This is a genomic window from Halomonas sp. BC2 (assembly GCF_002078115.1).
GTDB lineage: Bacteria > Pseudomonadota > Gammaproteobacteria > Pseudomonadales > Halomonadaceae > Vreelandella > Vreelandella stevensii.
In genome coordinates this window covers 31930-39110 of record NZ_LFGT01000001.1, presented here as the reverse complement: position 1 = coordinate 39110, position 7181 = coordinate 31930, and the positions used below count along the sequence as shown (strand labels likewise).

Annotated in this window: 6 protein-coding genes; 3 read left to right on the top strand and 3 right to left on the bottom strand. The window is 60.2% G+C overall.

Annotated features, from left to right (window positions below):
• Positions 1-67 precede the first annotated feature (67 nt).
• The 3 genes from malG to malE form a co-directional block, all read right to left on the bottom strand.
• On the bottom strand, positions 68-958 hold the full coding sequence (gene malG / locus B7L71_RS00180; RefSeq protein ID WP_044629373.1) for a maltose ABC transporter permease MalG: 891 nt from the start codon (positions 956-958) through the stop codon (positions 68-70).
• 10 nt (positions 959-968) lie between these two features.
• Positions 969-2525 carry a maltose ABC transporter permease MalF gene (gene malF, locus B7L71_RS00175; RefSeq protein WP_081135051.1) on the bottom strand — a complete coding sequence of 519 codons (1557 nt, stop codon included), beginning with the start codon at positions 2523-2525 and terminating at the stop codon, positions 969-971.
• A gap of 62 nt (positions 2526-2587) precedes the next feature.
• The gene (gene malE, locus B7L71_RS00170; RefSeq protein ID WP_081135154.1) at positions 2588-3775 is read right to left on the bottom strand and encodes a maltose/maltodextrin ABC transporter substrate-binding protein MalE; all 1188 of its coding nucleotides are present in this window, start codon (positions 3773-3775) and stop codon (positions 2588-2590) included.
• A 325-nt stretch (positions 3776-4100) separates the two neighbouring features.
• Between malE and zwf the strand changes: the two genes are divergently transcribed.
• The 3 genes from zwf to B7L71_RS00155 are packed head-to-tail and all read left to right on the top strand — an operon-like array spanning position 4101 to position 6966.
• Positions 4101-5594: a glucose-6-phosphate dehydrogenase gene (zwf, locus tag B7L71_RS00165; protein WP_081135050.1), complete on the top strand. Its 1494-nt coding sequence runs from the start codon at positions 4101-4103 to the stop codon at positions 5592-5594.
• A gap of 1 nt (position 5595) precedes the next feature.
• The gene (gene pgl / locus B7L71_RS00160; protein ID WP_081135047.1) at positions 5596-6261 is read left to right on the top strand and encodes a 6-phosphogluconolactonase; all 666 of its coding nucleotides are present in this window, start codon (positions 5596-5598) and stop codon (positions 6259-6261) included.
• A 42-nt stretch (positions 6262-6303) separates the two neighbouring features.
• Positions 6304-6966, top strand: a complete 663-nt coding sequence (locus B7L71_RS00155; protein ID WP_039179577.1) for a bifunctional 4-hydroxy-2-oxoglutarate aldolase/2-dehydro-3-deoxy-phosphogluconate aldolase — start codon at positions 6304-6306, stop codon at positions 6964-6966.
• The last annotated feature ends 215 nt before the right edge of the window (positions 6967-7181 follow it).

The window sequence follows — 7181 nt, the reverse complement described above, 5'->3', positions numbered from 1 at the left end:
CCGGCGCTGATGAGCGCCGGTCATGAGCAACATGCTCAAGCGAGGAAACCCTCGAGCGGTGGGCGGCCTAGCCCTTGACGCCTCCGGCGGTCAAACCGCCAATAATCCAGCGTTGGCAGATCAAAAACGCCACAGTAATCGGTAGGCCGGAGAGAACAGCAGCGGCGGCGAAGTTACCCCAGCGCTGGTTGTGGTCGGCTAGGTACTGCTGGGCACCCACGGCGAGCGTCAGCTTGTGCTCGTCGACCAACAGTACCGAGGCCATGGGGTACTCCATAATGCTCATCACAAACGCCAGAATGAACACCACCATCAAGATTGGGATAGAGAGCGGCAGCAGAATGTAGCGAAACGCTTGCCAAGTGCTGGCGCCATCCACCATGGCAGCTTCCTCAAGCGAGCCATCGATGGATTCGAAATAACCTTTGATCGTCCAGATATGCAGCGCTACCGCACCCAGCGAAGCCACAATCAGCGCGCCGTGCGTATTGATGCCTAGCCAACCGACGAACTGCCCCAGCCGGTCAAAGAGGGCATACAGTGCCACCAGCGAGAGCACCGCTGGGAACATCTGAAAAATCAGCATACCTTTGAGCAGCGGCGCTTTGCCCTTGAAGTGCATGCGGGCAAACGCGTAGGCGCTGGTGGTAGCGAGCATGAGAATCAGCACCGACGACACCACCGCCACCTTGATGGAGTTCCACAGCCAGAGCAGCACGGGGAAGGGCGGCTGCACTACGGTGCCGTCTGGCCGCTCCCAAGGAATCCCCAGCGCCAGCGACCAGTGCTCCAGCGAGAAATTTTCTGGAATCAGGCTGCCGGTGGCAAAGTTGCCCTCGCGAAATGAAATCGAGATGACCAGCAGCAGCGGAAAGACAATCAGCGATACAAAGCAGATCAGCGCTAAGTGCGCCCCTAGGCGGCGCACACCAACGGAGCGGGGTTGAACCATGGCCATGTGTAACCTCCTATACCTTCACTTTGGAAAGGCGCAAATTGAGCAGCGACATGCCCGCCACCAGCAGGAAAATCAGTGTGGCAATGGCGGCCGCGAGGCCGAAGTTCTGTCCGGCATCCTGGAAGGCGATGCGGTAGGTGTAGCTCACCAGCAGGTCGGTGGTGCCCGCCGGGGTGCTGGCGCCCAGAATGTCCGGGTTGCCACCCGTGAGCAGCGCGATCAGCACGAAGTTATTAAAGTTGAACGCAAAGGCGGCAATCAGCAGCGGCGTGAGCGGCTTGATGATCAGCGGCAGGGTGATTTTGAACAGGTTGGTGAGCGGGCCACCGCCGTCTACCGCCGAGGCTTCGTATAAATCCTGGGGAATGGCCTGAATCAAGCCCATGCAGAGCAGTAGCATGTAGGGGTAGCCCAACCAGGTGTTCACGATCAGCAGCATACTGCGGGCCAGCCACGGGTCGGTGAACCACTCGGGCCGCACGCCGAAGAGGGTATCCAGAATCATGTTCACTTCACCGAAGTGCTGGTTGAACATGCCCTTGAAAATCAGAATCGAAATGAACGCCGGGACGGCGTAGGGCAGAATCAGCAGCGTGCGGTATATCGCTTTGCCGCGCAGCTGATCCCACTGCAGCAAAGAGGCCAGCACGAAGCCCACGGCCAGGGTGAACACCACGGTGAGACTGGCAAACACGAAGGTCCATACGAAAATTTGCATGAACGGGCCGCGAATGTCCGGGTCGGTGAAGATTTGCGTGTAGTTCGAGAAGCCCACGTTGACCGGCCAGCCCGGAGTGATGCGCTGGCCATCGTCGGCGACGAAAAAGCCGATGGTGTGGTCCGGTGTCAGCACGCGGTCGTCTCGACGATCATATAGCGTGCCATCCTCCCGGGCCTCGTAGCGGTCGAGCATGGGCGCAAACTGGCGAATACCGGCCATGCGCAGCTCGGTGCCTTCGGGAGTGATCAGGCGTAACCCCTGCAGGGCACTGCGCGCTTGAATGATGTCGCGCATGGGCAGCGGGTCTGCAGTGGGGGCATCACTGGCCGCCTGCAGGCCTAGCTGGCGAGACTCCACATTGGTCAGATTCAGCGGTGACGACATCCAGCGCTGGCGCTCGTTTTCCAGCCGCAAACGCACCAGGTCGCCTTCGGCATAAAGCGTGAGATCGAACGCATCATCGTCCTCCTGATAGGTTTGGCTCATCAACTGGCTGCGCACCCGCTCTTCCGAGAGCAGGTTGGTAGAGCTGTAGTTACTAAAACTGATCCCGATGGTGTACAACAGCGGGAAAATGACGAACACGCCAAGTCCGGCAATCGCAGGAAAGATATAGCGATGGCTCATCAGCGTGCGCTTGGTGAAGACCACGCCCAGCGAGCCGCCAAGTACCAAAAACAGCAGAGCAAACATCCACTGGCCGTTCAAATGAAAGGCCAAGACTAACCAAAGTAGCGCAATCACCAAAACAGCAATCACGCCACGCATGGCCCAGCGTGTGTAGCGTTCAGTAAGATGGCGAGAGCGATGGCGGGGAAGGCCACGAGACGCGTTGGTGGTATACATGATGGCTTCCTGAAAGCTGCCCAGCGGCTAATGCCGCTGGGCAGATGAGCAAAAAAGAGAGGCTACTGACGCATGCGCCGCGCAGCGGCATCCAGCGCTTCCTGGGGCGATTGGCGCCCGCTGCCGATGTTTTGCAGCGCTGGCTCCATGGCCGCCCAGAAGGCTCCCATTTCAGGAATGTTGGGCATCGGCATGCCCACTTCGGCGTTGTCGAGCGTGGCGGCAATGTTGGGGTTGTCCGCCAGCTCTGCCTGGTAATCGATATGCGCCACTGCGCCCAGCGAACCGTCGCTGTTGAAGGTGCGCATGCCCGTTTCGCTCAGCAGGTAGTTCTCCAAAAATTCCACCGCCAGGAAGTCGTTGGGCGTGGCGGAGTTGATCATCGCGGTCATCACGCCAAACATCGGTCGGGCGCGCTCGTCGCCTACCCGGGGCAGTAGCGCCACGCCATAATCGATGCCGCTGCGCTCCAGGTTGGGCCATGCCCAGGGGCCGCTGATCATGGTGGCGACTTCGCCCCGGTTGAAGCGAGTATCCATCAGGTTGTAGTCGGTGCCCCGGGGCACCACGCCGCTCTCGATCAGCTCCACCAGCAGCTCGGCTCCCTGCAGGGCACCGGCATTGTTGACCCCAATGTCGCTGACATCATAGCCGCTATCGGTTTGTTTGAACGGGTAACCGCCGTTGGCGGCCAGCAGGGTCCAGCCATAATAGGGCTCGCTGTAGTCGAACAGAATGGCCTTTTTGCCCTCGGGGGCCAGGGTGGCGTCCAGTTCGATCAGTTCCGCGAAGCTATCAGGCGGGGTATCCACCAACGCCTTGTTATAAATCAGGCCAAGGGACTCCACGGAAACCGGGTAGCCATAGGTATCGCCGTTCCACAGCGTGGCTTCCCAAGTGAAGTCGTAGAACGCTTCACGGAAGCTGTCGCTGGGTGCAATCGGTTTGAGTAGGCCGCTCTGTGCCCATTCACCCATGCGGTCGTGGGCCCAAATCACGATATCCGGCCCTTGGCCGCTGCCTGCCGCCTGCTGGAAGCGGTCGGTCAGGTTGTCCGGAAACACGACTTCCACTTCGATGCCGGTCTCTTCTAAGAACTGGTCGGCGACCGCGCGGATGCCTTCCTGGCCTTTATTGTCGCCCATCCAGATGGTTAAACGGTCATCCTCAAAGGCGAAGGCGGGGAGTGTGGCGGTGGCTGCTAGCGTAGCGGCGAGCAGCGGCGTGAAAAATGGACGAACCATTGCCATGATGTGCATACCTCGTTGTGACGTTGTTGTTGTCGGGCACGTTCGTTGTTAGACGTGCTTTGTTCACTGCCAGCGTCGCTAATTCAGCGCAAGGCCACCTCCTCCTTGGGGGGAGGAGGGGTGGCGTATCCAAGGGGCGTAGAGTAAAGGTAGAAGCGTAGGCGGTCAGGGCGCGACATCGCCGTTGTAAAACCCACCGGAAAGGGCAGCAGGCGATAATATTTTGTAGTAAAATTACACGAATTATTGCGTATAGTGCCTCATATAAGATAGCTTTTAGGTAATCTAACTACATTAGATGGCCTAATTATAAACAGGAGTTGAGATGAGCCAGTCACATGCCCCGCTGGGCGATCCGAATCACGCTATTGATTTAGCGCTTTTTGGGGCGCTAGGCGACCTTGCCATGCGCAAGCTGTTCCCTGCGCTGTATCATCTTGACCGCGAAGGGCTGATGCCGGCGAGCACTCGGATCATGGGGCTGGCGCGTCAGGAGCACGACACGGCCGAGTTTCGTCAGCTGGTCAGCACCGCGCTGCAAAAGCGTCTGAAAAAGGACGAGCAGGACAAGGCCAGCATGGAGCGCTTCCTGCAACGGCTGGAGTACCTGAAGCTCGACTTCACCACAGTGGACGGCTACGACGCACTTCGCCAATGGCGTGAAGGCGCACGGCGCCCCATGGTGGTCTACCTTTCCGTGGCGGCGCGGATCTATGGCGATATCTGCCACAATCTCCAGGCCAGCAACAGCCTGGATGACGACACCCGGGTGATCGTCGAGAAGCCGATTGGCTATGACCTGGCGTCGTCGGAAGAGATCAACGACGCCATTGGTGCCGTGTTCCCCGAGTCTCGCATCTATCGTATCGACCACTATCTTGGTAAAGAGACGGTTCAAAACCTGATTGCCCTGCGCTTTGCCAACCCGCTCTTCGGCACCCAGTGGAACCAGAACCACATCTCTCACGTCGAGATCACCGTGGCCGAAAAGGTCGGCATCGAAGGGCGCTGGGGCTATTTCGACGACGCGGGCCAGCTGCGCGATATGGTGCAGAATCACCTGCTGCAGCTGCTCTGCCTGATTGCCATGGACCCGCCTTCCAATCTGGATGCCGATGCCATCCGTGATGAGAAGGTAAAAGTGCTCAAGGCGCTGAAGCCATTTACCGGCGAAGCGCTGGGCCGCGATGTGGTGCGTGGCCAGTACATTGCCGGTACCAGCGATGGCCAGGCCGTGCCGGGCTACCTGGAAGAAGAGGGCGCCAACACCCAGAGCCAGACCGAAACCTTCGTGGCCATGAAGACCGAAGTGTCCAACTGGCGCTGGGCGGGCGTGCCGTTCTACCTGCGTACCGGCAAGCGAATGCCGGAAAAGCTGTCGCAAATCGTCATTCATTTCCGCCAGCAGCCGCACTACATCTTCGACCCGGACCAGCGTGGCATCGCTTCCAACAAGCTGATCATTCGCCTGCAGCCGGAAGAGGGCATCGCCCTTCAGGTACTCACCAAGGATAGCGGCCTGGACAAGGGCATGCGCCTGCGCCCCGGTCCGCTGCATTTGGATTTCAACAATGCCTTCCCGAAATCGCGTATCCCGGATGCCTACGAGCGTCTGCTGCTGGAAGTCATGAAAGGCCAGCAGTACCTGTTCGTGCGGCGCGATGAAGTGGAGCACGCCTGGCGCTGGTGCGACCAACTGATCGACGGCTGGAAATCACGCGAGACCCCGCCGCGCCGCTACCCCGCAGGCTCCTGGGGGCCGGTGGCCTCGATTGCCATGATCACCCAGGACGGCCGCAGCTGGTACGAGGATTATTGAGATGAGCACTACACGACAAGCGCTGGCCGAGCAGCTGGCAGAAGCCGTTTATCAAGCCCTGGCGGCCGACCTTACGCACCAGGAGCGTGCCCTGTTGGTGGTATCGGGCGGTTCGACGCCGGTGCCGTTTTTCAAAGCGCTGGCGCAAAAGCCGCTGGCCTGGGCGCGGGTGGACATCACCCTGGCCGATGAACGCTGGGTGGATGAGCAGAGCAGCGACAGCAACGCCAAACTGGTGCGCGACAACCTGCTGCAAGGCCCGGCAGCAGCGGCTACGTTCGTACCGTTGACCTCGGCGCACGGCACGCCGGAAGAGGGCGTAGCCAGCGTGGCCGAGGCCACGGCAGGGCTTGCCTGGCCCGCCAGCGTGGTGATTCTGGGCATGGGCGGAGATGGCCACACGGCCTCACTGTTCCCGGATAGCCAGGAGCTGGGGCTGGCGCTCTCCACCGACGAGCCGCTGGTTGCCGTGCGCACCCCCAGCCAGCCGCAGCCGCGTATTACCTTCTCGGCGGACCGCCTGCATCAGGCAAAACGCCACATTCTGCACATTACCGGCGATGACAAGCGTGCCGTATTGGCCAACGCCATGAGTGGTGACGACGTTCGGACACTGCCGATTCGCGCCTTTTTATCTTGCCCGCTGGCGATCTACTGGGCGCCCTGACGGCAGGCCTTCGCCAATAACAATTTGCTTGGAGATTCACTGATGACCATCGATAAACAGTTACCCTCAACGCGCACCGCCGAGCTGGACAGTATTTGCCTGAAGGCCGAAGTCATTCCGGTCATTACCATCGAGCGCATCGAGGATGCCGTGCCGCTGGGCCGTGCGCTGGTAGAGGGCGGCCTGAGCGTTCTGGAAGTGACGCTGCGCACCGACTGCGCGCTGGAAGCCATCAAGCGCATGAAAGAAGCCCTGCCGGGGGCCAGCATTGGTGTCGGCACGGTGCTCACGCCTGCCCAGTACCGCCAGGCCGAACAGGTCGGCGCCGATTTCGTGGTGACGCCGGGGGCCACCGAGGCGCTGTACCGCTACGGCGTCGAGAGCCCGGTGCCCATGCTGCCGGGCGTTTCTACCATTTCCGAGCTGATGACCGGCTGGCAGTACGGCTACCGCCGCTTCAAATTCTTCCCCGCGGAGTCCAGCGGCGGTGCCAAGGCAATCAAGGCGTTCGGTGCGCCGATCCCGGAAGCACGTTTCTGCCCCACGGGCGGTATCACCGTGGACAATGCTGAATCCTACCTCTCGCTGCCCAACGTGATGTGCGTTGGCGGTTCCTGGCTGACCCCGAAAGCCATGGTCGATGCCGAAGATTGGGACGGCATCCGCGAACTGGCCCGTCAGGCCGCCGAGCGCTTCCATCACTGATGGCTAGCCAGCTAACACCGTAATACCGTACCGAGCACTCTCGTCACTTGCTTCACTGATGTCGGGTCATGTGAGCAGGACGTTTGCCCGAGCATGTTGTCATGCTCGGGCTTTTTTTAGGTTCTATGCTGACTGGCGTGAATCAATTGGCCTCCCACAGGTGGGCTGGGCAATGACCCGGTGGGAGATGACCCAGTGGGAGGGGGCTTTAGCCC